The organism is Streptomyces sp. UNOC14_S4 (assembly GCF_020740835.1).
Classification (GTDB): domain Bacteria; phylum Actinomycetota; class Actinomycetes; order Streptomycetales; family Streptomycetaceae; genus Streptomyces.
The window spans coordinates 1-24,106 of sequence record NZ_JAINFC010000010.1 but is presented as its reverse complement, the minus strand read 5'-3'; the positions used below and the strand labels follow the sequence as shown (position 1 = coordinate 24,106).

Here is a 24,106-nt window from a genome sequence, read left to right as displayed (position 1 = left end):
GAAGGTCAGTCAGTAACCGATGGGCAGTCAACCGCGGCCACGAAGGGCGGCCCTCCCGTGCTGGTCACCGTCGTCACCATCACCAGAACCCGGCCGGAGCTGCTGGCCCGCGCCCTGCGCAGCGTCCAGGAGCAGAAGATCCACGCCCCGTTCGAGCACATCGTCGTGCTCGACGACTGCGACGCCTCCTACCGCTCCCTGCGCGAGGGCGGGCCGCTGCCCGCCAACGTCCGCTGGATCCTCGTGGGCCGCGGCCCCCGCGACGTATCGGGCCCCGGACGCTCGTCACGGCTGCGCAACATGGCCGTACGGATCAGCGAGGCCCCCTGGATCGCCTTCCTCGACGACGACAACACCTGGGAGCCCGACCACCTCGACAGCCTCCTGGAGTGCGCCGCGCGCACCGGCCACCGCGCCGTGCATTCGCACCTGCGCATGCTGAACCGGGACGGCACCCCCTATCTGGAACAGCGCGACCCCTGGGCCCGCGACCCGGAGGAAGGCCGCGCCGAGTACGCGCGCATGCGCGCCAAGGGCGTCGTACGCCCCGGCACCTGCGTCCGCCGCGACCGGCTCGACCCGCTGGACGTGCCCGAGCCGGTGATCTCCGTGGACACGGGGGAGTGGCTGCTCGCCCGTGAACTGCTGCTGGAGGTCCCCTTCACCGACGACTTCGACGCCGCCGACGAGGCACGGCTCATCGGCGAGGACGACAAGCTCGCCATGAGCCTGCGCGAGCGCCGCGAACCCGTCTCGTGCACCGGGAGACCCACGCTCCACTACCACCTCGGCGGTTACTCCAACGACTTCACCCGCCCCTTCGACGCGACGTTCTCCTGGCAGGACTGACGCCCGGGAGCGAGCGCACACCGAGCGAGACCGAGGCAGAACCCCATGACCAGTCGCATGACCAGTCACAAGGCCAGCCGCATGACCAGCCGCATGGTGACCCGATGACCTATCGCATGGTGAACGGCAAGGTCGAAACGCCCGAAGGCTGCGAGATCAACGTCGCCTACCACTGCAACCTCGGCTGCGCCTCCTGCAGCCACCTCTCACCGGCCTTCACCCGCTCCCTGGCCGACCCGGAGACCATCGCCCGCGACCTGGACCTGCTGGCGCGCTCCTTCCGCGCGCGGTTCGTCAAGGTGCTCGGCGGGGAGCCGCTGCTGCACCCGCGGCTCGTGGAGATCCTGCACGCCGTCCGCGCCTCGGGCGTCGCGCCCCGCATCCTCGTCTGCACCAACGGAGTCCTGCTGCCCCGCGCGGGCGAGGACTTCTGGGCGGCCGTGGACGAGGTGGAGATCTCCGTCTACCCCGGCCGGGAGCTCGGCCAGGAGCAGCGCGAGCGCGTCGAGGCCCGGGCGGCCGAGCACGGCGTCACCCTGACCGTCGCCCACTACTCCCACTTCCGCTACTCCTACTCCGAGCACGGCACCGACGACGACCACCTCGTCCGGCGCATCTATACGACCTGCCAGATCGCCCACGTCTGGCGCTGCCACACCGTCTACGAGGGCCACTTCTTCACCTGCCCGCAGTCGGTGTTCATCCCCCAGGTCCTGGCCGACCGCGACGACATCTGGGCGGACGCCCTTCCCCTCTCCGACGACCCCGGGTTCGCCCGGCGGCTCCTGGACCACCTCCGGCGCCCCGAGCCCCTGCGGGCCTGCCGCAACTGCATGGGCAGCGTCGGCAGGCTCATGCCCCACCAGCAGCGCACCCGCCGCGACTTCCGCATTCCCCAGCAGCACACCACGGAGGAGCTCGCCGACCGGCGCTTCCTCACCCTGCTGGAGGCCACGCCGGACGCGGACGACGGCTGCGCGGCGGCCCCCGCCACCCTGCTCCCTTCTCCCAGCTCCCGGACTACCGACCTTCGGACTCCCAGCCCTCGGACTCCCAGCCTTCGGAAGAGGTCCTGATGCGTTGCCTGGTGACAGGTGGATCCGGCTTCATCGGCCGGCACGTGGCCCGCAAGTTCCACGAGGAGGGTCACGACGTCCACGTCGTCGACACCCACTGGACTCCTGACGACCCCCATCCCGGCACGGCCCTGTCCGTCACGGCCAAGGACGAACTGGCCGCGCTCCTCGCCGCCTGGCGGCCCGACGCCGTCATGCACCTGGCCGGGGTCGCCGACGCCAGGGCCGTCCTCGCCGACCCCGTGACCGCCATGGACGTCAACGTGACCGGCACGGCCGCCGTCCTGGAGGCCGCGGCCGGGGCCGGTGTCTCCCGTGTCGTCATCGCGGGCAGCTGCTGGGTCTACAACGCCATGCGCGTCGAGGCCATCGACGAGGACGAGCCCTTCCTGCCCACCGGCGCGGGCCACTTCTACACCACCTCGATGATCGCCAAGGAGCTGCTGGCCCGCGACTACGCCCGGCTGCGCGGCCTGGACTGCACCGTGCTGCGCTACAGCCCCGTCTACGGGCCCGGCATGTGGCCCGGCCTCGTCGTCTCCGCGTTCCTGCGGCTCGCCGCCGAGGGCGGGCCGCTGACCGTCTTCGGCGACGGCACCGAACGCCGCGCGTTCCTCCACGTGCACGACCTCGCCGACGCCTTCCACCGCGCCACCGCCCCCGTCGCCGCGAACCAGGTCTACAACCTGGAGGGCCCGGAGATCCTCAGCACCCGCGAACTCGCCGAACGCGTCTCCGCCCTGTACGGCGGCGTGCCCATCGTCCACCGCGAGGAACCCACCCGCCGCGGCGAACTCGTCTACTCCCAGCGCTTCGTCTCCACCGCCAAGGCCAGGGCCCAGCTCGGCTGGAAACCCGTGATCACCATCGACGAGGGGCTGCGCATGGAGCTCGCCGCCCGCGGCACCGGGGCGGAGGCGAACAGCCGGTGACGGCCCCGAAGGTGGTGCCGGTGCGCCCGGACTTCTCGGACACCGACATCGACACGATCCTCGCCGCCGTCCGCACCTCCCTGGAGACCGGACAGCTCGCCCAGGGCGCCGAAGTCGCCGCGTTCGAGGCCGACATGGCCCGCTTCACCGGGGCCCGGCACGCCGTCGCCGTCGCCTCCGGCACCGCCGCCCTGGTCTGCGCCCTGCGCGCCACGGTCGGCGAGCACGGCGAGGGCGAGGTGCTCGTCCCCGCCAACGCCTTCTACTCCTCCGCCGCCGCGCCCCTCCTCACGGGCCTGCGCGTACGGCTCGTCGACGTCGAGGCCGACACCCTCGCGCCCAGCCCCCGCACCCTCGACGCGGCCGTCACCGGCGCGACGGCGGGCGTCCTCCTCGTCCACATGGGCGGCATCATCCCGCCCGACATCACCGCGATCGCCGACTGGTGCGCCCGGCGCGGCCTGTGGCTGCTGGAGGACTGCGCGCACGCCCACGGCAGCCGCCTCGGCGGACGCCACGCCGGGACCTTCGGCACGGCGGGCGCCTTCTCCTTCTTCGCCACCAAGGTCATCACCTCCGCCGAAGGCGGCATGGTCGTCACCGACGACGACGAACTCGCCGCGCGCGTACGCCTCTACCGCAACCTCGGCAAACCCGAGGAGTGGCGCAGCCACCACACCGTACTCGGCGAGAACGCCCGCATGAGCGAGCTGCACGCGGCCGTCGGCCGGGCCCAGCTGCGCCGCCTCGACGAGTTCCTCAAGACCCGCGACCGGCTCGCCCAGCGCTACACCACCGGCCTGCGGAACCTGCCGTACGTACGGCCCGTGCTGCCGCGGCACACCCCCGCCAGCTGGTACAAGTACGTCGTCGCCCTCGACCCCGCCGTGGACCGGGCGGCCCTGCGCGCCCGGATGAAGGAGGCCGGGGTGCAACTCGGCGGCGAGATCTACGAGATGCCGCTCGGCGCGCAGCCCGTCTTCGACGGCCGGATCCCCGCCGGGCGCTTCCCCGTCGCCGAGGCCCTCTGCGCCCACCACATCTGTCTGCCCCTGCACACCCGCATGGGCGAGGACGACGCCGACACCGTCCTCGCCGCCCTGCGGACCGCCCTGGAAACGGCCGTGGAGAGGTGACCGCCCCGTGACCGCACTCTCCCCCGAGCAGCTCTACCTCTTCGACACCACCGGATTCCTGCTGATCCCCGGGGCCTTCGGCGCCGACGAGGTGGCCGCGATGCGCGCCGAGCTCGACCGGATCGCACCGGTCGACTCCGGTTTCGCCAACACCGCGCGCTTCACGGATCTCCCCGCCGCGAGCGCGCTCTTCGCCAGGACCGCCCTCGACGCGAGACTCCTCGGCCCCGTCCGCGACGTCGTCAACCAGCCGCTGCGCCTGCTGGAGGGCTACGGCCTGCGCCGCGGCCCCGACAGCGTGCTCTATCTGCACGGTGGCAACGCCGAACTGCTCGACCTCGACGGCGGGACCGTGGGCCGCGACATGTCGATCACCCACACCTACCACGACGGCAAGCTCTACTGCCCGTACGTCAAGACCCTCGTCTACCTCAGCGACATCACCTCCCGCGAGGACGGCTCCTTCTGCTACATCCAGGGCTCGCACAAGGCCAACTTCCCGCTGCTGCGCCCGCGCGCCGAGCGCGGCGCCCGCGCCTCGCTGATCGACGAGGGCTTCCCCACCCTGTCCGACCTCTACGTGCGCGCCGGTGACCTGCTGCTGCTCAACGAGGCGCTGATGCACGGCACCCGGCGCAAGCGCACCCCCGGCGACCGGCTGCTGGTGGCCTACGGCTACGGCCCGACCTTCCTCACCGACTGGCGCGAGCTCGACGGCGAGACCGGCGACCTGCGCGGGGCCGGCTACGTCGACCACGACGTGGAGGAGGACTTCGTCCACGAGGCGGAGGAGGCCTCGTCCCCCGACCCGGTCCGGTGACCCGGTCCGGACGCCGCGGCCGTACGCATCCCCGACACGACGGCAGGTACGCAGATGACCCAGAACTCCCTCGCGACGGACACCTCCACTGGCCCCTCCGGCTCTTCCTGCGACGAACGGCCGCAGGACCGGTGGAGCGAGTACCTGGCCACCGCGGGCCCCCTGCTGGACGCCATGGGCGGCCAAGTGCACGGGCTCGTAGCCGAGTTGCAGGAGGTCCGGCGCAGCGGCGCCAGTGTCTTCCTCGCGGGCAACGGCGGCAGCGCCTCCGCCGCCTCCCACCTCACGCAGGACCTGCTCAAGGGCACGTACACCGAGGGCGCGCCCCCGCTGCGGGCCATATCCCTCGCCGACAACCTGTCCATGCTCACCGCCTACGCCAACGACTGCGGCTACGACAGGGTCTTCGCCGAGCCCCTGCGGCTGCTGGCCCGCCCCGGCGACCGGCTGCTCGCCATCAGCTGCTCCGGCACCAGCCCCAACGTGGTGGCCGCCGCCCGCTGGGCCAGGGAGTCCGGGCTGCGGGTGCTGGCGGTCACCGCGGGCACCGGCGGCACCCTGCGCGAGCTCGCCGACCTGGAGGTCAACACCCCCACGAAGGACGTGGGCATGGCCGAGGCGATGCACAGCATGATCTTCCACTTCGTCACCCAGTCCCTGCGCGACAGCGCCGCCGACCCCGCGTACCGATGACCCGCCCGATGACCCGCAGCCACTACCGGAGAGGCCCCCGTACATGAAGGCAGCCGTGCTGAACGGACCACGCGACCTGACCGTGGAGACCGTGCCCGACCCGCGCCCGCCCGAGGGCTGGGCGCTCGTCCGCGTGTCCCACAACGCGATCTGCGGCAGCGACGTCTCCCTCTTCAACAACGCCTGGCACGGCTCCGCCTTCCCGGCCGTTCCCGGCCACGAGTGGAGCGGTGTCGTCGTCGAGAGCCGCAGCCCGCTGGTCGCGCCCGGCGCGCGGGTGGCCGGTGAGATCGCCATGGCCTGCGGCCACTGCCGGTGGTGTCGCGCGAACCAGCGCGTGATGTGCCCGGAGCTGAAGGAGTTCGGCTTCACCGACCCCGGCGCCTGCGCCGAGTACATCGCCGTACCGGGCGAGAACCTCGTACCGCTGCCCGCGGGCCTCGACCTGCTGACGGCCACTCAGGCCGAGCCGCTGGCGGTCGCCCTGCACGCGCTGCACCGGGTGCGGCTGGAGGCGGGGGAGCGGGTCGCGGTCGTCGGCTGCGGCGGTATCGGCCTCAACGTGCTCCAGGCGGCCCGCGCGACGGGCGCCCGCGTCGTCCTGGCCGTCGACCCGCGCGAGAACCGCGCCGCCGTGGCGGCCCGCCTCGGTGCCGACACCGTTCTCTCCGGCGACGGGCAGGTCGCCGAGTGGATCGCCGCCACGGGCCCGGCCGGCCTGCCCGACGTCGTCATCGACGCCTGCGGGGAACCCGAGGCCCTGCGACGGGCCTGCGACCTGGTCGCCCCCGGCGGCCGCGTGGGCGTCATCGGCTACCGCGTCGGCAAGCAGGTCGAACTCATGTCCGCAGGCTGGACACTCAAGCTGATGGAGACCATCGGCGTCATGGGCCCCGGCCACTACATGCCCCGCGCCGTCGACCTGCTCGCCCGCGGCGCCGTCCGCACCGAGGACGTCATCACCGACGTGCTGCCGCTGGCGGAGGCGGGCAAGGCGTTCCTGCTGGCCGACCAGAAGGACGGCGACGCGATCAGGGTGGCCGTGCGTGCCCATGAGTGACCCGGGGGACGGCCGCGCCGCGGGGAAGGGCGGCCCGCGTGGCTGAGCTGCGGACGGACCCGCTCACCGGCGTCCGCGTGGTGGTCAACGGCAGCAGGCGGGGCAGGCCGCGCAACCGCGCCGCGGACTGCCCCTTCTGCCCCGGCGGCCTGGAGGCACCCGCGCCGTACGCGGTCCGCCGGTTCCCCAACCGGTGGCCCGCGCTCGACGGACAGCGGTGCGAGGTGCTGCTCTACTGCCCCGAGCACGAGGCGTCCTGGAGCACCATGACCACCGCGCAGGCCGAGGCGGCGGTGGAGCTCTGGCACGACTGCGCCGTCGCGCTGGGCTCCCGCCCCGACGTCGCCTACGTCCTGCTCTTCGAGAACCGGGGCGCCGACGCCGGGGCCACCGTGGACCACCCGCACGGCCAGGCCTTCGGCCTCGCCGAGGTCCCCGACGCCCCGGCCGCGCTGCTGGCCCGCGGCGGCGGGCTGGGCCGCTGCGCGCTGTGCGAGGCACCGCCGAAGGACCTGGTGGTCGCCGAGGAGGGCGACTGGCTCGCCTGGGTGCCCCAGGCGCCGCTGTTCCCCTACGCCCTGCGGCTCGCGCCGCGCGAGCACGTCGCGGACCTGACGGAGGCGGGCCCGGACGGGCGCGGCGCGCTGGCCGCCCTGCTGCGCACCGCGTTCGCCCGGCTCGACGCTCTGTTCGGCGCCCCCGCCCCGTACTTCCTGTGGGTGCACCAGCGCCCCGCCGACGGCCGCGTCTGGCCGTGGGCGCATCTGTACGTGGAGATCAACGCCGTGTGGCGGGCCCCCGGGGTGCCCCGCTACATCGCGGCGGGCGAGCTGGGCAGCGGCATCTACTTCACCCCGCTGGAGCCGGAAGCGGCCGCCGAGCACCTGAGGGAGGCGTGATGCGCTTCCGGCGGGGCCGGGGGCGGTCCCTGTGGTGGCGCGGTGGCAGGGGGCGCGGCGGCGGTCACCGCCGCCCAGCCGCGCCCCCGCGCCCGTCATACCCCGGCGAGCTCCTTGAACTGCTCCACCAGCAGCGCGATGGGGTCCGGCGGGATCTCGCGCCGTACGGCCGCGGCGGCCCGGCGGCCGATCTCCGGCCACTCGGCGCGCCGCCGCCAGGCCCGCTCCAGTGCCTCGTCGAAGCAGGCGGCGGCGGGGGCGGCGGCGACGAACCCGGTGACGCCGTCCTCCAGCAGCTCGGCGTTGCCCGCCACGTCGCTGACCACCACCGGCCTGCCGCACAGCATCGCCTCGATGATGACCGTCGGCAGTCCCTCGGCACGCGAGCTCAGCACGAGCGCGTGGTGGGTGCGCCAGATGCTCTCGATGTCCTCGGCGTACCCGGCGAACTCGACGTTCGTAAGGCCCAGCCGGTCCCGGAGGGCCCGCAGGACGCGCTCGTGCGAGCCCGCACCGTAGACGGAGAGCGTCACCGGCCGCTCGCGCCACCTGGGCAGGGCGAGGACGTCGAAGAGCACGTCGTGGCCCTTGCCGTTGGGATCGAGGCGGGCCAGGCAGGCCAGCCTCACCCGGCCGTCGTCCTCCGGCCAGGGCGGGTCCGCGGCGTAGTCCACCTTGAAGTGGCAGCGCACCACGCGCCCGTTGGCGATCGGCCCGCCCACCTGGCGCTCCGTCAGCCGCCGGTTGCCCTCGGAGACGAAGAAGGACGCCAGTGCTCCCTCGTAGCCGCGCGCCAGCCGCTCGGCGACGTCGTCGGGGCACCACTCGTAGTCGGACGCGGAGTTGGAGTACGCGACGTAGGGGAAGCCCCTGCGCCCGCACTCCTCCATCCAGCCGAGGCCCTCGTAGTTGTCCCCCTGGGAGACGACGACGAAGTCGGGGCGGATCTTCTCCAGGATGCTCGACTGCCGCTCGGACCATGGGAGTTCATGGACCGGGCGCTGGTCGTAGGGCTCGGGGTCCCACCTGCGGTGCACGGTGCACCCGGCCCGCTCCAGCGCGGCCAGCTCGGCGGGGACCTCCTGCCAGCCCTTGACGCTCGCGTGGATGTCGGCGCCCTCGCGGAGCCAGTGCCCCGCGGCCAGCGCCCAGTTGGTCTCGCTCGGGCCCCACGGAGCCGATTCATTGGCCGAGGCGAAGAGAATCCGGGGTGCCGTTCGATCCGTCCGACCCATTCCGGTATCACCCTCCAGAACAGACGACTGGGAATGAACGGAACCGTAACGTGAAAAACGCCGCGACGGAAGTGCGCAATCGCGGGGGCAGGCGCCTCGCCATGCCGGACGCATTCTTTCTGGACAGGGACGGAACGCTGAACGAGAAGCCGCCGCCGGGCGAATATGTGACGTCCCCGCATCAATTGACACTGCTGCCCGGCGCGGCCGCCGCAGTGCGCCGGATCAACGCCGCCGCACGCCCCGCCATTCTGGTGACGAATCAGCGCGGTGTGGCCCGCGGACTCATGTCGGAAAGTGATCTGACCGCCGTGCACAATCGACTGACGGAATTGTTGCGGGAAGCCGGTGCCTTTCTGGACGCCTGCTATTGCTGCGTCCACGAGAAGGGCGACTGCCACTGCCGCAAGCCGTCCCCCGGCCTGCTGACGCGCGCCGCGGGGGACTTCCCGCACCTCGACCTCCGCAACACCGTCATGATCGGCGACGCGGAGACGGACGTCCTGGCGGGGCGCGCCGCGGGCACCGCCACGGTGCGCCTCGTCGGCGCGCGCGGTGACGCGCACGGCGGCACCGTGGCGGACCTGGTCGCCCCCGACCTGCGGACCGCGGTCGACCTCCTGCTGAACCCCCTTGCCGGAAACCGAGAACCGAAAGCCGAAAGGTGAACGCTGATGAAGATCCTGGTGACCGGCGGCGCGGGCTACATCGGCAGCGTCGTCGCACACCGGCTCGTCGAGGAGGGACACCGGGTCACGGTTCTCGACGACCTGTCGACCGGCTTCGCCGAAGCCGTCCCCGAAGGCGCCGACTTCGTGCGCGGCACGATGGCCCGGGCGGCCGGGATCCTCGGCGCCCCCGGGACCTGTGACGCCGTGGTGCACCTGGCGGGGCGTGCCCTCATCGACGACTCGGTGCGCCGCCCCGAGCGCTACTGGCAGGGCAACACCACCGAGTCCCTCACGCTCCTCGACGCCATGCTCGCCGCCGGGGTCGGCCGCATCGTCTTCTCCTCCACCGCCGCCGTCTACGGGCAGCCGGAACGCGTCCCGATCGAGGAGAGCGCCCCCACCGTCCCCACCAACCCCTACGGTGACTCCAAGCTCGCCGTGGACCTGGCGCTCACCGCCTACGCCCGCGCCCACGGCCTGGCCGCCGTCAGCCTGCGCTACTTCAACGTGGCCGGGGCCGTCGGGCGGTTCGGCGAACGGCACACGCCCGAGACCCACATCATCCCGCTGGCCCTGGACGCCGCCCTGGGCAGGCGCCCGGAGTTCGCCGTGTTCGGCGACGACTACCCGACACCCGACGGCACCTGCGTCCGGGACTTCGTCCACGTCGCCGACGTGGCGGACGCGCACGTGGCCGCGCTGCGCGGGGCCGTGCCCGGCGAGCACCGGATCTACAACATGGGCAACGGCACCGGCTTCTCCGTACGCGAGGTGCTGGCCGCCGTGGGCCGGGCCGCGGGCCGCCCGGTGCCCGCGAGGGACGCCCCGCGGCGGCCCGGCGACCCCGCGGTCCTCGTCGCCTCCAACGAGCGGATCCGCCGCGAGCTCGGCTGGAAGCCGGACCGGCCGGACCTCGACACCATGATCGAGGACGCGTACCGGTTCCACCACGGGCTCCGCGGGGGCGGGGCCCGGTGAGAGGCCCCGCCCCCGCGGGCCGCGTGTCAGACGCCCCAGAGCAGGCGCGCCAGCTCGCCGACGTCCTCGACGCCGGTCAGGTCGGCGGGGACCTCCTCCAGCACGTCGAAGTCGTGCAGGAAGGTGAACCGGAGCATCTCCTCGGCGAACCCGGGCGACACCTCCCACCCGGCGCCCTCCAGCGCCGCGGCGAGCAGCCCCTTGTCGGCCCGGAACGCGTTGAGGTGCAGCTGGACGAGGCTGTAGCGCGGATCGCCCGCGTAGACGTCGGTGAAGTCGATCAGGCCGGTGACCCGCTCGGCCGCCGGGTCGACGAAGAGGTTGGTGCCGTGCAGGTCCCCGTGGACCAGTACCGGCTTCCGCCCGGCCAGCAACGCGTCCACGTCAGGCAGGAAGTCCGGGACGTCCGCCAGGAGCCGGGGCGAGAGGTAGCCCCATTCCTGGTGGTCCTCCAGGGTGGCCTCGCGGCGCTCCCGCAGCAGATCGGCGAAGACGTCCGCATCCGGCCGCAGGGCGGCCGAACCCGTCAGCGGCACCTCGTGCACCTGCCGCACCAGCGCGCCGACCCGCCGCGCGAGGGACAGCTGCCGGGGCCGGTCCAGCGTCGGCATCGCCTGCCGCCAGGTGATCCCGGAGGCCGTCTCCATCACCAGGAACGGCCACGGCCAGGCGCACGCGCCGGACCTGTCGGGCCTGCCGGGCCGCAGCTCCCCGCGCGCCACCAGCCGTGGAATCGGCAGGCCGTGCCCCTGAAGGACCTCGTACGCCTCCAGCTCGGCGGCGTGGTTCTCCGGACCGCACCAGTGCTCTCCGTAGAGCTTGACGGCGAGACCGGTGTCGGTGAGCACCACCGGATTGGTGCTCTCACCGGGAATGCGCAGCGTGCCGGGGGCGGCGAGACCGAGGGAATCCAGCGCCCGGCGGACCCAGGGCTCCCAGAAATCCAGGTCGTTACGGAGTTTCGCGTAGATGTCGTCCGAGGCGATTTCGCCGAGATCCGTGGGACGGTTTTCCGGCACTGGGGGACTCCCGTTCTGTGCGGCAGCGGGGATTAGCGGCGGAATTCGCCTCAGGCTAGCACGCGGGGCGGTGCCGGCGACATGAAGTCCCGTCGTTCGCCGGTAGGTTGGGAGGCGGCAGTCGAGGACGCGGAAATGAGAACGTGAGGAGCCCGCACAGCGTGAGGAGCCCGCATTGAGCGCCGATCCCGTCACCGCCCGCAGGCCAGGTTCGTCACTCGCCTCCCTCCGGCGGCTCGCCCCGTATCTGAAGCCCGTCCGGTGGCCCGTCCTGGGAGCGCTCGCCGCGACCCTGGGCGCCCAGCTGTGCGGGCTCTCCATCCCCCTGGTGGTCCAGCGGATCATCGACGGCCCGTTCGCCACCCGCGACTACGGCGGACTGCCCTGGATGATCCTCCTCGTGGCCGTGCTCGGCGCCGGGGAGGCCCTGCTCTTCTACGCGCGCCGCAAGCTCGTCGCCCGCCCCACCGCCCTGGTGGAGGCGCGCATGCGGGACGACCTCCTGCGCCACTTGCTGCGCATGCACATGGCCTTCCACGACCGCTGGCAGACCGGCCAGTTGCTCTCCCGGGCCGTGGGCGACCTGGTGACACTGCGGAAGTACCTGGCCTTCGCGGCACTCTTCCTCATCGTCAACAGCGTGACGCTCGTCGTCGGCCTGGGACTGCTGTTCACCATCGCGCCCCTGCTCGCCCTCGTCGGACTGTGCAGCGCCGCACCGCTGTTGCTCATCTCCTACTTCAACGAGACCCGTTACAAGGCCGTGGCCCGCCGCATCCAGGACCAGTCGGGCGACCTCACCACGATCGTCGAGGAGACCATGCTGGGGATGCGGCTGCTGAAGTCCTTCGGCCGCGCCCACGTCCGCACCCGGCTCTTCCACGACCAGGCCCGCCTGCTGCGCGGCAGCGAGCTGCACATCGTCCGCATCATGGCCGCCCTCTCCGCCGCCGTGCTCGTCCTGCCCGAACTCGGCGTCGCCGGGCTGCTCGCCGTCGGCACCGCGGGCATCATCCACGGCGGCCTCACCCTCGGCGACGTCGTCGCCGCCATCACCATCAGCACCTATCTCCGCTGGCCCACCGAGTGCATCGGCTGGGCCCTGTCCGAGACGAGCACGGCCGCGTCGGCCTGTGACCGCTACTGGGAACTCCGCGACAGCGCCCCGGCCGTCACCGACCCGGTGCCCGGGCGGACGCGTACCCGGCGGCCCGCCGCACCGCCCCGCGGCCACCTCCGCTTCGAGAACGTCCACTTCCAGTACCCCGGCGCCCCCCGGCCCCTGCTGCGCGGCCTCGACCTGGAGGTGCGCCCCGGCGAGACCATGGCCCTCGTCGGCGCCACCGGCTCCGGCAAGACCACCCTGACCGCCCTCGTGCCCCGGCTCACCGACGTGACGGCGGGCCGGGTCACCCTCGACGGCGTGGACGTGCGCGACCTGCCCCTGCACGACCTGCGCGCCCGCATCGGCTGCGCCTTCGAGGACGCGATGCTCTCCTCCGCCGGCATCCGCGAGAACGTCGCCCTCGGCGTACCGGACGCGGCCGAGCACGACATCCGCGAGGCCCTGCGCATCGCCTGCGCCGAGGAGTTCACCGACGGCCTGCGCCCGCACGGCCTCGACACACGCATCGGCGAACAGGGCCTCTCCCTCTCCGGCGGCCAGCGCCAGCGCCTCGCCCTCGCCAGGGCCGTCCTCGGCAGGCCCGCCCTGCTCGTCCTCGACGACCCGCTCTCCGCCCTGGACCTGCACACCGAGGCCGAGGTGGAGAAGGCGCTGCGCCGCGTGCTGACCGACGCGACCGCGCTCGTCGTGGCCCACCGCCCCAACACGGCACGGATGGCCGACCGGGTCGCCGTCCTCGCCGACGGACGGATCACGGCCGTCGGCACCCACCGGGAACTGCTCGCGACCTGTCCCCACTACCGGGACCTCATGTCCGCACCGGAGCCCTGGCAGGAGGCGATGCCACGGTGACCACGTCCACCGGGGCCTCCCCGGGCCCGGCCACGGAACCGCCTCCCGTGCCCCCCACTGCGTACCCCGGGACGTACCCCGGCCTCGACGCCGCCGAGGACCTGTCCGTCCTCGACAAGGCCACTCAGCGCCGCGTCCGCGCCCGCTCCCGGCGGCTGTTCGCCGACCTCATGCGCCCCTGGCTGCTCCGCGCGGGATCGGCCCTGGCCGCGCTGGTGCTGGAGAACGCCGCCCAGCTCGCCGGGCCGCTGCTCATCGCCCGCGCCATCGACAGCGGCGTGCCGCGCGCGGTCGACGGCGCCTCGGGCACCCTCGTGTGGTGCGTCGCGGGCTTCGCCGTGTGCACCGCCGTGTCGGCCGCGGCCCGCTACACGTTCTTCCGGATCTCCGGCACCGTCGGCCAGGCCGTCCTGCTCGACCTCCGGATGCGCATCTTCCGGCAGGCGCAGCGGCTGCCGGTCGCCTTCCACGACGCCTACACCTCCGGCCGCGTCGTCTCCCGGCTGACCGCGGACATCGACGCGGTGCGCGACCTGGTCGAGGGCAGCCTGGACGGCCTGCTGACCTCCCTGCTCACCGTGCTCGGCATCGCCGTGCTCCTGATCTGGCTCGACGTGCCCATGGCCCTGGTCGTGCTGGTCTCCTTCGTCCCCCTCCTGCTGCTGTCCCGCTGGTTCCGCGAGCGCTCGCGCCGCGCCTACCGCAGGGCCCGCAACACCGTCGCCGAGATCCTCACGGAGCTCGGCGAGACCCTGGGCGGCATCCGGGCGGTGCAGACCTTCCGCGCCGAGCACCGCAAGGCCGCCCGCATGAACGCCCTCAACGAGGACTTCCTGGAGGCCCAGACCGAGGCGCTCGGCGTCGTTGCCCGCTACACGTCCGGCGTGCGCCTGGTCGGCAACACCGCGCTCGTCCTCGTCCTCGCCATCGGCAGCTGGCGGCTGTCGGAGGGCAGCCTGCGGCTCGGCATCCTCACGGCCTTCGTCCTCTACCTCCGCAAGTTCTACGACCCGCTCGACGAACTGGCGCACTTCACCAACCTCTACGTCGCGGCGAGCACCGCCCTGGAGAAGATCGCCGCGCTGCTGGCCGTCGAACCCTCCGTGCCCGAGCCGACGGCCCCCGCCGGCCTGCCCGCCGACCGCCCCGAACGCGGACGCCTCGCCTTCCACGGCGTCGACTTCCGCTACACGCCCGCCGGTCCGCCGGTCCTGCCCCGGTTCGACCTCACCGTGCCCGCGGGCCAGACCGTGGCCGTCGTCGGCGCCACCGGCGCGGGCAAGTCCACCCTGGCCAAGCTCGCCGCGCGGTTCTACGACCCCTCCGGGGGCCGCGTGACCCTCGACGGCGTCGACCTCCGCGACCTCCCCGACGCGGCGCTGCGCCGCGAGGTGGTCCTGGTGACGCAGGAGAACTTCCTCTTCACGGGCACGGTCGCGGAGAACCTCCTCCTCGCGCGCCCGGAGGCGACGCGCGAGGACCTCCGCGCCGCGGCGGCCGCCGTGCACGCCGACGGGGTCATCGAGGCGCTGCCCGACGGCTACGACACCCAGGTCAGCAAGCGCGGCAGCAGGCTCTCGGCGGGCCAGCGCCAAATGGTGGCCCTCACCAGGGCGTTCCTCGCCGACCCGACCGTCCTGCTGCTCGACGAGGCCACGTCGAGCCTGGACATCCCGACCGAACGCGCGGTGCGGGTGGCCCTGTCCAAGGTGCTCGCGGGCCGCACCGCGGTGATCATCGCGCACCGGCTGTCCACGGTCCTGTCGGCCGACCGCGTCCTGGTCATGGACGGCGGCCGTATCGTCGAGGACGGCCCCCCGCGCACCCTGGTCGCCGCGGGCGGGCCCTTCTCCCGGCTGTACGCGACGTGGGTGTCGGCGACGTCAGGAGGGTGAGCGGTACGGAACGCCTCGACGGAAATGCCCCGAATGTCCGGCACAGTGGCCGACAGCCCGACACCGTGTCGGACGACGTCGAGGGAGGCCCGAATGGGGCGCAGTGTGCTGGTGACCGGTGCGACGAGCGGGGTGGGCATGGGAGCCGCCCTGCGGCTGGCGACCGCGGGGTACGACGTGTTCGCCACGGCCCGCACCGAGGAGAAGGCGGCGAAACTACGGGCAGCGGCCGACGAGTACGGCCTGCCGGTGCGCACCGTCCTCCTCGACGTGGCCGACCCGCGCTCCTGCCGGGACGCCTGCGAGGCGGTCGCCGAGCAGACGGACGGCGGGCCGTGGGCACTCGTCAACAACGCGGGCATCCCGGTGCCGGGGGCCGTGGAGGACGTCGACGACGCGGCCGCGCGGGAGATCCTGGAGGTCAACGTCCTGGCCCCGGCCCGGCTGGCCCGGCTGGTCCTGCCCGCGATGCGGCGCCGGGGCGAGGGCCGCATCGTCAACATCTCGTCGCTCGCGGGACGGGTGTCCGTGCCGGCCATGGGCTGGTACTGCGCGAGCAAGTCGGCCCTGGGCGCCGTGAACGACGCCCTGCGGATGGAGACCGGGCAGAGCGGGGTGCGGGTCGTCGTCATCGAGGCGGGGATGTACGCGAGCGCCATCCAGGACCGGGCGGCGGAGCGGCTGGAGCGGCTGGCGGCGGGCGCTTCCCCGTTCGCCGGGGTGTACGGGGCCGCGGCGGCGGAGCTGCGGGCCAGCGCCACGGCGCTGCCGGGGCCGGACCCCATCGTCGCCGCCATCCACCGGGCGCTGTCCGCGCCGCGCCCGCGGGCGCGCTACGTGGTGGGGGCCCAGGCGAAGGTCGGCGTCGTGGCCGACGCGGTGAGTCCGTTCCGGGTCGGGGACCATGTGAAGCGGGTGGCGCTCGGTGCGCAGCGGTCGCATCGGGCGGTGGAGTACGCGGCGAAGCGGTGGTGTGCGCCGTGGTGAGCTTCTGTTGTTTTGCGGGGGCGCCTACCGGGGTGCCTCTTGGTGTGCGTGTGCGGCTGAGGGGCCGTTGTGGCTGGGCGCGCAGTTCCCCGCGCCCCTGACGGGGCTTTGCCCCCTGGTCCTGGCGTCGCGCCCGCGCGGCGGAGCCGCACAATGTCACAGCCCCGCGCCCCTGAGGGGGCTTCGCCCCCTGGCCCCGCGGCGGAGCCGCAAATGCAACGCAGCCCCGCGCCCCTGACGGGGCCGCCTGGCTCCGAAAAAGCTATTTATGCTTATCGTCCGGCGTTTGGATGAAAAACGGTCAACTGTGATCAAAGGTGGCCAATAAGGCGGCGCGGGAGTGTCAAATCCGCGCAGCGTGATTGCTAGCTTGCCGCCCGTGAGCGAACTCCGAGCATGTCTCACGGGCGTCACGGCCCACCTGCCCGAGCGCTGGGTCCCCATGGCCGAGCGGGAGGCGCAAATCGCCGCTGCCAGCCCGGATTTCGTCCCTCCGCCCGGGCTGATCACGCAGCTGACCGGGGTGGAGGGCGTCCATCTGATCGCCGACGACCAGCAGGCTTCCGACCTCGCGGCGAGCGCGGCGCGCAAGTTGCTGGCCGAGTGCGGCACTCGGCCGGAGGACATCGATCTGATGATGTTCGCCGCGGCCAGCCAGGACATGCTGGAACCGGCGACCTCCCACATCGTGGCCGCCAAGCTGGGGCTGAACTGCCCGGTGTTCGACGTCAAGAACGCCTGCAACAGCGTGCTCAACGCCATCGAGCTCACCCAGGCGCTGATCGCCTCCGGGCGGTACCGCAGGGTTCTGATCGCGTGCGGCGAAGCCCCCTCGCTCACCAGCCCGTTGTGCGTCCCGGACGCCGCGTCCTTCGTGCGCGCCTTTCCCTCGTACGGTTTCTCCGACGCGGGAGCGGCCATGCTGTGGACGGCGGAGGAGGGCACCGACCGGGGTGTCCTGGGCAGCCGCTTCGCCGCGGAGTCCACGGCCTGGGCGTCGGCCAGCGTCCCGTTCGGCGGGACGGCCAGACGCGGGCAGACGGGCGTGGACGCGGGCCACTTCCGTATGGACAGCACGCGCATGCGGGAGAGCATGAACACCCTCTTCCACACGCGGGTCCTGTCCTTGCTGGACGAGCTCGGCCTGACGGCCGCCGACTTCGCGTTCGTCGGCATCCACCAAGTGGCCCTGGCCGACCTGGACGCCGTCTGCGGCGGGGACTTCGGCGTCTCCCGCGAGCAACTCGTGCTCACCCTGCCCCGGCACGGCAACGTCGCCTCCGCCTCTCTCCCCCTGCAGCTCTCCCGGGCGCTGGAGAGCGGGCTGGCCCACCCCGGCGACCTCGTCGCCCTCACCGGCCTGGCGGCGGGCAGCAGCGCGGGCCTGACGGTGATCCGTCTCTGACCACATCGACACGCACGAACCGGAACGAACCGAGGAGCACCCCATGACCTCCCTCTACGAGCCCATCAAGGACAGCCTCGTCCACCACTTCAACATCCCCGAGGACGTCGTCCACCCCGACAGCACCCTGGAGGACCTGGGTCTTGACTCCCTCGGTGTCGTGGAGCTGATGTGCGTCCTCCAGGACGAGCTGGGGCTGCGCGTGCCCACGGACGACGAGTCCCTCAAGTCGCTGCTGACCACGTTCGGCCAGGCCGTCGCCGCGATCGAGCGGGCGCAGCCCGAGCAGCCGTGCGGGCCGCAGCCCGTGCCGGGGCAGGGTTCGCCGTCGGCCGCCGACACCCCGGTCCCCTCGGCGTGAGCGACATCGCCGTCACCGGCCTGGGCCTCCTCACCGCGGCCGGGGCGGACGCCGGGTCCACATGGCAGGGGGTGTGCTCCGGCGTCCCCACGGCCGCCCTCGACCCCCGGCTCGGTGACGTTCCCGTGCCGCTGAGCTGCCGCGTCCCCGATTTCGACGTCAAGGCGCTGCTCGGGCGCGACGTCTGGCGCATGGACCGCTCCGCGCACCTGGCGCTGGCGGCGGCCCACGAGGCGGTCGCGGACGCCGGGCTGGACCCCGCCTCCTGGGACGGCGCGCGGGTGGGGGTGGTCGTGGGCGTCGGCACGGAGAGCAAGGACACCATCGTCGCCTCGGTCCGCAAGTACATCGACCACGCCTATGCGGCGGTCTCGCCGCTGACCGTGCCGCGGTCGATGGTCAACGCCCCCGCCGCCGAGATCGGCATCGCCCTGGGCGCGTACGGCCCGAGCATGGCGGTGACCACGGCCTGCGCCTCCGGGGCGACCGCGCTGGGCGTCGCCCGGGACCTGCTCCTGGCCGACCGCTGCGACATCGTGCTGGCCGGTGGCATCGAGGCGCCCTGCCACCCCGTCACCTCGCTCTCCTTCTCCCAGATGGGCGCCCTGTCCACCCGCCTGCACGACCCGGCGGGCGCGAGCCGCCCCTTCGACGCCGACCGCGACGGCTTCGTCCTCGCCGAGGGCGCGGGCATCCTCGTCCTGGAACGCGCGAAGGACGCGCGGGCCCGTCGCGCCTCGCCGCACGCCTACTTCTGCGGCTACGGCAGTTCCACCGACGGCTACCACTACGCCGCGGCGCACCCCGAGGGCACCGGCATCGAACGGGCCTACCGGGCGGCACTGGCCGACGCCGGTCTGGAGCCCGCCGACATCGGACACGTCAACGCCCACGGCACCGCCACCCCGATGAACGACCGCATCGAGGGCGTGACCCTGAGGCGCATCTTCCACGGCCGCCCGCCCGCCGTCACGTCCACCAAGGGCGTCACCGGGCACACGCTCGGAGCAGCGGGAGCTGTCGAGGCGGTGCTCGCCGTCCTGACGCTGCGGCACCAGATGATCCCGCCCACCGCCAACCTCGACCGCCTCGACCCCGACATCGACCTCGACGTGGTGGCGAAGGTCCCGCGGCCGTGCCGGGTGGAGACGGTGGCGAGCAATTCCTTCGGCTTCGGCGGCCACAACACGGTGCTGGTCCTCCGCCGAGCCTGACCGGGCCTGAGGGGCCGTCCCGGCCGTGCGGGGCCACCCGTTCCGGCGGGACCCGATATTCGTCCGACGGCGCAACGAAGGCAGGCAATCGGTGAATTCTGGCACTGCTACGGAAGATGCCGGGACGCTCCCCGCCGAGGAGCCCGGGGCCCGGCGGCCGGGCCGGGGCCGGTGGCCGCTCGTCGTCTGGGCGGTACTGGTCCTGGCGTCCGCCCTCCTCGCCCTGGTGCGCCTCGACGGCCTCGACGCCCCGCCCCCGCGCGTTCCCGGTTCACCGTCCGCCCGCGCGGCCGAACTCCTCACCCGCGGCATGCCACGGGTCGGCACCGAACAGGTGATGCTGGCCTTCGACTCGCCCGTACTGCGGGCGAGCGACGAGCCGTACCGCGACGCCGTGCTCGACACCGCCCGCGCGCTCACCGCGCGGCCGGCGGTGGGCGGAGCACTGCCCGTTCCCGAGCAGCCGGGCCAGGACCTGCACCACGCCTACCTCCTGCTCGGCGTCAACGGGGACCAACGGCAGCGCCAGCGCGACATGCCGGTGCTGCGGGACGAGGCCCGGCGCGCCGCCGCGCACGCCTCCCGAGGACGCGTCACGGTCTCCCTCGTCGGCCTCACGGCCGTGGTGTCCGAGCTCAACCGCGGGGACATCGACGACCTGCGGCGCGCCGAGACCGTCACGGTCCCGCTGGCGCTGCTGCTCCTGACCGTCGGTCTGGGGTCGCTCGGCTCGGCGCTCGTCCCGCTGCTCGTGGCCGGCGCGGGCGTCGCCGTCGGCGTCGGCGCCCTGTCGCTGCTGAGCCTGGCGACGGACGTCGACACCCTGATGCTGGCCGTGACCACCACGGTCGGCTTCGGACTGGGCCTCGACTACGCCCTGCTGGTCCTGGTGCGCTACCGACGGGCCCGTACGGAGGGCGCCACGCCCACGGCGGCCGTCGCACACGCCTCGGCGACGGCCGGGAGGGCGGTGCGGTGGTGCGCGCTCGCCGTCCTGCTCGCGAGCGCGGCCCTGCTGGCGGTGCCCCTGGTGTACGTCCGCACCATGGGCCTGGCGGCCCTGATCGCCACGGGCGTGACCTACGCCGCGGCGGCCACCCTGCTGCCGCGCGTCCTGCCGCGCGTCGACCCACTGTTGGGCTGGGGCACGCTGCCGGGCCGCCGCGGCCGGCCGTCCCCTCCCGCCTCCGCCGGCTGGGCCTCGTGGGCCCGTCGGCTGATGCGCAGCCCCTGGCCGTTCCTGCTCGCGGCGCTCGCCGTGCTCGCGCTGGCCACCGCGCCCGCGCTGGGGCTGAGGCTCTGGATGGGCATCGACCGCCCGGCGCTCGCGCACAGCGACGCGGGACGCGGCATGGCGCGGATGGAACGCGACCGTATCGCGGGCGGCAGCGTCGTCGCCCTCCCGCACGCCGGGACGGCGGGCCCGGTCGACACCACGGCCCTCACCGAGAAGCTGCGGACCGACCCCCGTGTCGCCTTCACCGCGGCGTTCGACAACGGCAAGGACCTCACGGTCCTCGTCATCGTGCAGCGGGTGCCCGCCGACAGCGAGGACTCCGCGGCGCTGGTCCGCGACGTCCGCTCGTCGGCGGAGCACACCCTCTCCCGTGGTCATCCGGTGTTCGTCGGAGGGGCGTCGGCGGCGCTGATCGATCTGAGGGCGGCCCTGCTCGCCGCGCTCCGGCGGGCGGTGCCGCTCGTCCTGGCCGTGTCGTTCGTCCTCCTCGTGGCGGTCTTCCGCAGCGTCCTCATCCCGTTCAAGGCCATCGCGATGAACCTGCTCTCCATCGCCGCCGCCCTGGGCCTGCTCACCGCGTGGTCGCCCGGGGGAGAGGTGGACAACGTCATCCCCCTGCTGGCCTTCACCATCGTCTTCGGCCTGTCGATGGACTACGAGGTCTTCCTCGTCCACGCGATCACCGAGCACTACCGGGGGACGGGGGACTCCCGCGAGGCCGTCGCCCACGGCCTGAGCCGTACCGCCCGCCCGATCAGCCTGGCGGCCGGTGCCATGGCCGTCGTGTTCGCGGGCCTGCTCACGGCCGGCCGCCAGGACATCCGGCAGCTCGGGTTCGCCGTGTCCGTCGCCGTTCTCCTGGACGCCACGCTCATCCGGATCGTGGTCGTCCCCACGCTCATGCGGCTCATGGGCCACCGCAACTGGTGGTTCCCCGCGCCGCTGGCCCGATTCCTCCCACCAGTCCGCGCAGCCCGCCCCACCGGAGGACACCCGTATGGACAGGAACCCCAAGGCGTACCGAACTCACGTACCTACGAGCGTGTTTAGACGAACCGCCGTGGTCGCCGCCGTCTGCGCGATCGCGGCGACCACCGCCGGGAGCGCCCCGGTACGGGCCGTCGGCGTCGCCCTCACCTGCGGCGCCCGTACCGACCCCGGACAGCCCGTCACCCTCACCCCGCCGCTGAGCATGCGTCAGCGCACCGTCACCGCGTCGGGCACCTTCCACCTGACCGACTGCTTCTCGCCCGACCGCACCCAGACCCGCCTCCGCAGCGGCCGCCTCAGCTTCCACGGCACCGGACAGGCCAACTGCACCAGCACCTCCGGCGTGCGGGGGAGCGCCACCATCACCTGGTACGACGGGGCCGGGCGCAAGGTCGGCACCTCGACGCTCCGGCCGGGCACCCGGCAGGTGAACAGCTACAACCCGGCCGACGCCCTGCTCAGCGGCACTGTCGTACACGGCGCGCTGGCCGGTGCGCGTGTCACCGGCTCGGCCGTGCCCACCAGCGACGTCACCCAGTGCTCCACCACGGGGCTGCGCGCCGTGAACGGGTGGGGAAAGGTGACGTTCGTCCGATGACCCCGACCGCACAGCACCCCGGGCGGGTCGCCGAACGACTGCTGCGGGCCTCGGCCGAGCACGCGTGGGACGTGGACACCGCCGTCGACTGGCACACGCCCCTGCTGGAGGACACCTGGTACGCCCCGCCCGAGGTGCTGTCGCTGTACGGCACCGACCTGTGGGAACGGATGGACCACGGGCAGCGGATCGCCCTGTCCCGCAGCGAGGCCGTGGGGCTGATGAGCGCGGGCATGTGGACCGAACTGATCCTCATGCAGCTCCTGGCCCGCTATGTGGCGGGCCGGGACTTCGCGGACAGCCGCAGCCGCTACGCCCTCACCGAGATCGGGGAGGAGACCCGGCACTCCCTGATGTTCAGCAGGGCGATCGAACGGCTCGACGGCGGCGGACAGGGGACGGGAGTCCCCTGGTCGCGCGCCCTGGGAGCGGTCGCACCGGCGGTCTGCCGGGGGCCGGGCGCCTTCGCCGTGATCCTGGCCGTGGAGGAGGTCCACGACCACTGGCAGCGCGAGGCCATGCGGGACGAACGGGTGCAGCCCTTCATCCGGCAGATCTGCCGGCTCCACGTCGCGGACGAGGCCCGGCACGTCGGCTTCGCCCGCTCGGAACTGCTGCGCGCCGTCGACGGACTGTCGGCGCCCCGGCGGGAACTGCACCGCGAGACGGCCGGCATCGCCGCGGCGCTCGCGTTCACCCGCCACTTCACCGACCCCCGGATCTACCGTGCCGTGGGCCTCGACCCCAAGGAGGCCCAGCGGCAGGCCCGCCGCAGTCCGCGTTACCGCCGCAACATGCTGCGCGCCGGGGAGAAGGCCGTGGCCTTCCTCACCGAAGCGGGCATGATCGGCCCCCGTCAGCGTCACTGGTGGCGACGGGCGGGGCTCATGCCATGACCGCCGTCGACCTGATTCCGCCGTCCGGCCCCCTTCCCGGACGCCACCCGGAATGGCCCGAACTGGTCGCCCTCCCCGGCCCGGGCGGCGAGCCGCGCTCGCGCCCGCCCCTCGTCTTCGCCGCCGAGTGCGGGCAACTCCGCGCCCGCCTGGCCTCCGTCGCCCGCGGCGAGGCGTTCCTGCTCCAGGCACCGGTCTGCGCGGAGAGCCTCGCGACCGGGTTCGCCGACGCGATCGACACCGGGCTGAGGACGCTGCTCCAGATGTCGGCCGTCCTGACCTACGCCATGGCCGTCCCCGTCGTACGGGTCGGCAGGATCGGCGGGCCGGACCCGGGGCTGCGCGAATACCGCTGCGAGGCCGCCGCGTTGAACCTCGTACGCGGGCTGCTCCGCGGCGGGTACGCCGACCTGGCACAGGTCCAGGAGTGGAACCGGGCCCATGTCACCGACGACCCGGGAGGGCGGCGGCACGCGCCCGTCGTCACCGAGATGGACGGCGCCCTGCGCTTCATGATGGCCTGCGGGGTGAACACCAGGGCGCTGTGGGGCGCGGAGTTCTTCACCGGACACGCCATGTCCGTACCGGACTACGAACGCGCCCTGCGGCGTGCCGACGGCCCGGGTGCGGCGGAGGGCCTGCACGACGCCTCCGCCCATATGGTGTGGGCGGAACGGCCGCATGCCACCGCCGTGGCGCTCGCCGCGCGCCTCCGCAATCCGATCGGCGTGCGCATCGGTCCCGGCACCACGCCCGACGACGTACTGACGCTCGTCGAGCGCCTCGACCCCGCGCGGGAGCCGGGACGGCTCACGTTCATCGTCGGCACGGGCGCCGGCCGGGTGCGCGACGTCCTCCCGGACCTCGTGGGGAAGGCCGCCGCGACCGGCGCCCTCCCGGTGTGGGTGTGCGATCCCCTGCTGTTCTGCGCCGGCTGGCCGGACGCGGCGTACGAGGAGGCGAAGGGCTTCTTCGAGGTCCACCGCGCACTGGGCACCCACCCGGGCGGCCTCCACCTGGACGGCGGCGCCCACTCCCGCGGCCGCCTGCTGGACCTGGCCTTCTCCGTCGCCGGGCTGTACTGAGCGACGGCGGTGCGGCCCATGCCCCACGGGAATGGGCCGCACCGCCGCGATCGGGTCGGCTCAGGCCGCGGCCGGGCGGTTCGTGTCCGGCA

At 73.4% G+C, this 24,106-nt stretch carries 22 protein-coding genes; 20 read left to right on the top strand and 2 right to left on the bottom strand.

Features of this window, described 5'->3' with window-relative positions; all coding sequences use genetic code 11:
• Nucleotides 1–57 precede the first annotated feature (57 nt).
• The 8 genes from K6I34_RS02000 to K6I34_RS01965 all read left to right on the top strand — a co-directional run bounded on the left by K6I34_RS02000 (nt 58) and on the right by K6I34_RS01965 (nt 7,465).
• Nucleotides 58–849 carry a glycosyltransferase gene (locus K6I34_RS02000; RefSeq protein WP_229322236.1) on the top strand — a complete coding sequence of 264 codons (792 nt, stop codon included), beginning with the start codon at nt 58–60 and terminating at the stop codon, nt 847–849.
• 104 nt (nt 850–953) lie between these two features.
• Nucleotides 954–1,925 (top strand): radical SAM protein, encoded by a 972-nt coding sequence (locus tag K6I34_RS01995; RefSeq protein WP_229322235.1) that lies wholly within the window; start codon nt 954–956, stop codon nt 1,923–1,925.
• An 11-nt stretch (nt 1,926–1,936) separates the two neighbouring features.
• On the top strand, nt 1,937–2,857 hold the full coding sequence (locus K6I34_RS01990) for an NAD(P)-dependent oxidoreductase (RefSeq protein WP_229322234.1): 921 nt from the start codon (nt 1,937–1,939) through the stop codon (nt 2,855–2,857).
• Entirely contained in the window at nt 2,854–3,993 is a 1,140-nt protein-coding gene (locus K6I34_RS01985) for a DegT/DnrJ/EryC1/StrS aminotransferase family protein (RefSeq protein WP_229322233.1), read from the top strand. Before K6I34_RS01990 ends, K6I34_RS01985 begins: the two co-directional genes overlap by 4 nt.
• A 7-nt stretch (nt 3,994–4,000) precedes the next feature.
• On the top strand, nt 4,001–4,813 hold the full coding sequence (locus K6I34_RS01980) for a phytanoyl-CoA dioxygenase family protein (protein ID WP_229322232.1): 813 nt from the start codon (nt 4,001–4,003) through the stop codon (nt 4,811–4,813).
• 54 nt (nt 4,814–4,867) lie between these two features.
• Nucleotides 4,868–5,506, top strand: coding sequence for an SIS domain-containing protein (locus tag K6I34_RS01975; RefSeq protein ID WP_229322231.1), 639 nt, complete (start codon nt 4,868–4,870; stop codon nt 5,504–5,506).
• Between the two features lie 55 nt (nt 5,507–5,561).
• Nucleotides 5,562–6,566 carry an alcohol dehydrogenase catalytic domain-containing protein gene (locus tag K6I34_RS01970; RefSeq protein WP_229322230.1) on the top strand — a complete coding sequence of 335 codons (1,005 nt, stop codon included), beginning with the start codon at nt 5,562–5,564 and terminating at the stop codon, nt 6,564–6,566.
• A gap of 38 nt (nt 6,567–6,604) precedes the next feature.
• Nucleotides 6,605–7,465 (top strand): hypothetical protein, encoded by an 861-nt coding sequence (locus tag K6I34_RS01965; protein WP_229322229.1) that lies wholly within the window; start codon nt 6,605–6,607, stop codon nt 7,463–7,465.
• A gap of 95 nt (nt 7,466–7,560) precedes the next feature.
• On the opposite strand, the gene K6I34_RS01960 is transcribed toward K6I34_RS01965, so the two are convergent.
• A complete protein-coding gene (locus K6I34_RS01960; protein ID WP_229322228.1) occupies nt 7,561–8,700 on the bottom strand; it encodes a glycosyltransferase family 4 protein in 1,140 nt (379 codons plus the stop codon).
• Between K6I34_RS01960 and K6I34_RS01955 the strand changes: the two genes are divergently transcribed.
• Nucleotides 8,676–9,368 (top strand): HAD-IIIA family hydrolase, encoded by a 693-nt coding sequence (locus K6I34_RS01955; protein WP_229322227.1) that lies wholly within the window; start codon nt 8,676–8,678, stop codon nt 9,366–9,368. The genes K6I34_RS01960 and K6I34_RS01955 overlap by 25 nt on opposite strands.
• A gap of 6 nt (nt 9,369–9,374) precedes the next feature.
• The gene (galE, locus tag K6I34_RS01950) at nt 9,375–10,349 is read left to right on the top strand and encodes a UDP-glucose 4-epimerase GalE (RefSeq protein WP_229322226.1); all 975 of its coding nucleotides are present in this window, start codon (nt 9,375–9,377) and stop codon (nt 10,347–10,349) included.
• Nucleotides 10,350–10,375: 26 nt separating this feature from the next.
• Here galE and K6I34_RS01945 read toward each other — a convergent pair whose 3' ends face one another.
• A complete protein-coding gene (locus tag K6I34_RS01945; RefSeq protein WP_229322225.1) occupies nt 10,376–11,368 on the bottom strand; it encodes a phosphotransferase family protein in 993 nt (330 codons plus the stop codon).
• Between the two features lie 175 nt (nt 11,369–11,543).
• On the opposite strand from K6I34_RS01945, the gene K6I34_RS01940 reads away from it, so the two are divergent.
• From K6I34_RS01940 to K6I34_RS01895, 10 genes are all read left to right on the top strand, one after another.
• On the top strand, nt 11,544–13,346 hold the full coding sequence (locus K6I34_RS01940; protein WP_229322224.1) for an ABC transporter ATP-binding protein: 1,803 nt from the start codon (nt 11,544–11,546) through the stop codon (nt 13,344–13,346).
• Between the two features lie 47 nt (nt 13,347–13,393).
• Nucleotides 13,394–15,241 (top strand): ABC transporter ATP-binding protein, encoded by a 1,848-nt coding sequence (locus tag K6I34_RS01935; protein ID WP_229322223.1) that lies wholly within the window; start codon nt 13,394–13,396, stop codon nt 15,239–15,241.
• Nucleotides 15,242–15,334: 93 nt separating this feature from the next.
• Nucleotides 15,335–16,228: an SDR family NAD(P)-dependent oxidoreductase gene (locus K6I34_RS01930; RefSeq protein ID WP_229322222.1), complete on the top strand. Its 894-nt coding sequence runs from the start codon at nt 15,335–15,337 to the stop codon at nt 16,226–16,228.
• Nucleotides 16,229–16,607: 379 nt separating this feature from the next.
• Complete coding sequence (locus K6I34_RS01925) at nt 16,608–17,633, top strand: 3-oxoacyl-[acyl-carrier-protein] synthase III C-terminal domain-containing protein (protein WP_229322221.1); 1,026 nt, start codon at nt 16,608–16,610, stop codon at nt 17,631–17,633.
• A gap of 43 nt (nt 17,634–17,676) precedes the next feature.
• Nucleotides 17,677–17,994: an acyl carrier protein gene (locus tag K6I34_RS01920; RefSeq protein ID WP_229322220.1), complete on the top strand. Its 318-nt coding sequence runs from the start codon at nt 17,677–17,679 to the stop codon at nt 17,992–17,994.
• Entirely contained in the window at nt 17,991–19,208 is a 1,218-nt protein-coding gene (locus K6I34_RS01915; RefSeq protein ID WP_229322219.1) for a beta-ketoacyl synthase, read from the top strand. The genes K6I34_RS01920 and K6I34_RS01915 overlap by 4 nt, the downstream gene beginning before the upstream one ends.
• Nucleotides 19,209–19,299: 91 nt before the next feature.
• Nucleotides 19,300–21,495: an MMPL family transporter gene (locus K6I34_RS01910; RefSeq protein WP_229322218.1), complete on the top strand. Its 2,196-nt coding sequence runs from the start codon at nt 19,300–19,302 to the stop codon at nt 21,493–21,495.
• On the top strand, nt 21,488–22,033 hold the full coding sequence (locus tag K6I34_RS01905; protein WP_229322217.1) for a hypothetical protein: 546 nt from the start codon (nt 21,488–21,490) through the stop codon (nt 22,031–22,033). The genes K6I34_RS01910 and K6I34_RS01905 overlap by 8 nt, the downstream gene beginning before the upstream one ends.
• Complete coding sequence (locus K6I34_RS01900; protein ID WP_229322216.1) at nt 22,030–22,929, top strand: diiron oxygenase; 900 nt, start codon at nt 22,030–22,032, stop codon at nt 22,927–22,929. Before K6I34_RS01905 ends, K6I34_RS01900 begins: the two co-directional genes overlap by 4 nt.
• Nucleotides 22,926–24,014 (top strand): 3-deoxy-7-phosphoheptulonate synthase, encoded by a 1,089-nt coding sequence (locus K6I34_RS01895; protein WP_229322215.1) that lies wholly within the window; start codon nt 22,926–22,928, stop codon nt 24,012–24,014. The genes K6I34_RS01900 and K6I34_RS01895 overlap by 4 nt, the downstream gene beginning before the upstream one ends.
• Nucleotides 24,015–24,106 lie beyond the last annotated feature (92 nt).

Excerpts from the sequence above, each read along its gene's own strand:
- K6I34_RS01960 (WP_229322228.1), bottom strand. The coding sequence starts at position 8,700 with ATGGGTCGGACGGATCGAACGGCACCCCGGATTCTCTTCGCCTCGGCC.
- K6I34_RS01920 (WP_229322220.1), top strand. The coding sequence starts at position 17,677 with ATGACCTCCCTCTACGAGCCCATCAAGGACAGCCTCGTCCACCACTTC.
- K6I34_RS01995 (WP_229322235.1), top strand. The coding sequence starts at position 954 with ATGACCTATCGCATGGTGAACGGCAAGGTCGAAACGCCCGAAGGCTGC.
- K6I34_RS01895 (WP_229322215.1), top strand. The coding sequence starts at position 22,926 with ATGACCGCCGTCGACCTGATTCCGCCGTCCGGCCCCCTTCCCGGACGC.
- K6I34_RS01975 (WP_229322231.1), top strand. The coding sequence starts at position 4,868 with ATGACCCAGAACTCCCTCGCGACGGACACCTCCACTGGCCCCTCCGGC.
- K6I34_RS01930 (WP_229322222.1), top strand. The coding sequence starts at position 15,335 with ATGGGGCGCAGTGTGCTGGTGACCGGTGCGACGAGCGGGGTGGGCATG.
- galE (WP_229322226.1), top strand. The coding sequence starts at position 9,375 with ATGAAGATCCTGGTGACCGGCGGCGCGGGCTACATCGGCAGCGTCGTC.
- K6I34_RS01900 (WP_229322216.1), top strand. The coding sequence starts at position 22,030 with ATGACCCCGACCGCACAGCACCCCGGGCGGGTCGCCGAACGACTGCTG.